This is a genomic window from Acidovorax sp. KNOB132, from assembly GCF_057541515.1.
In genome coordinates this window covers 1-1,014 of the sequence record NZ_BAAJYT010000574.1, presented here as the reverse complement: position 1 = coordinate 1,014, position 1,014 = coordinate 1, and the positions used below count along the sequence as shown (strand labels likewise).

Below are 1,014 nucleotides of genomic sequence, written 5' to 3'. Positions count from 1 at the left end.
GAGGGGTGTGGTCCAGCCCGGCAGCCCACAGTGCGGTGCCGTTCACAGCGAGTGCGCAGACCTCGGGCAGCGCCACCAGGCGCTGCCAGTCCCCCTGGGGGCTGAAAGTGGCGATGCCCTGGGCGCGCGGGCAACTCACGGCCCATCCCTCGGGGGTGGCGGCGATGCTGCCGCCATACCCCCGCAAACCGCCCTGTGGGCCGCCGGGCCCCTGCGCGGGGACGGGGCGCGGCGGCCCGCAGCGCCTTGCCATCGAAGAGCGCCAGCACGGGGGCCGCCTCCCGGTCCGGCTGGCCGTCGTGCTCGGCTTGCAGGGCGACGCCCAGCACCAGGCCGTCGGCGCTCCAGGCCAGGTGCCGAAGGCTCAGCCGCCGGTCGTCCAGCCGCCATTGGCCCAGCACGCCACCGGTGCGGCCATGCAGCCGCACGACGGACGAGTCCATGGTCTCCAGCGCGCGTTTCACGCGGCCGGTCTCCGGCGCGGTGGGCACACCGCCGTTGGCGACGATCAAGGTGGGCGCGCCATCGGCGAGCGTGTGGCGGTCCCAGAGGAGTTCGTGCGCGTCGATGCCCTGGGTGGGCCATTCGCTCACCGCCTCCAGCCGCTCGGCGCTGCGCTGCACGACGAGGCTCTGGCCGGTGTCGGCATCGGTCTCGGTGGTGTAGAGCAGGCGTCCGTCCGGCGATGCGATCACGTGGCCGTTGAACGAGCGGGTGCCGTCCGTCCACTGCCAGACGGGTTCGCGCGGGGTGCCTGGCCACCAGCGCACCAGCCAGTCGCCGGGCCGGCGCGACGCCGCCACGATGCTGCCGTCCGGCAGGGGACACAGGCCGTGGGCACGGGTGGGAATGTCCAGGGTGTGCATTGCGCGCAGCGGTGCGTCCTGGCCGGGCCGGGCCTGCAGCACGCCGATGCGGTAGGTGCCGTCTTCCTGCTGCCATGCCGCTGCCAGGCGCAGCGAGCCCGCGGCGGCGGCCGGGCCGGCCCAGGCGGCGGCCAGCGGCACGGCCAGC

The 1,014-nt window shown here is 75.2% G+C and carries 1 protein-coding gene and 1 pseudogene; both read right to left on the bottom strand.

Annotation, left to right across the window (positions count from 1 at the left end):
• Nucleotides 1-253: DUF1513 domain-containing protein (locus tag AC27IO_RS24750; protein WP_498741285.1), on the bottom strand; the 253-nt coding region annotated here is incomplete at its 3' end.
• Between the two features lie 34 nt (nt 254-287).
• A pseudogene (locus AC27IO_RS24745) lies at nt 288-866 on the bottom strand (DUF1513 domain-containing protein); the annotation flags it as partial.
• Nucleotides 867-1,014 lie beyond the last annotated feature (148 nt).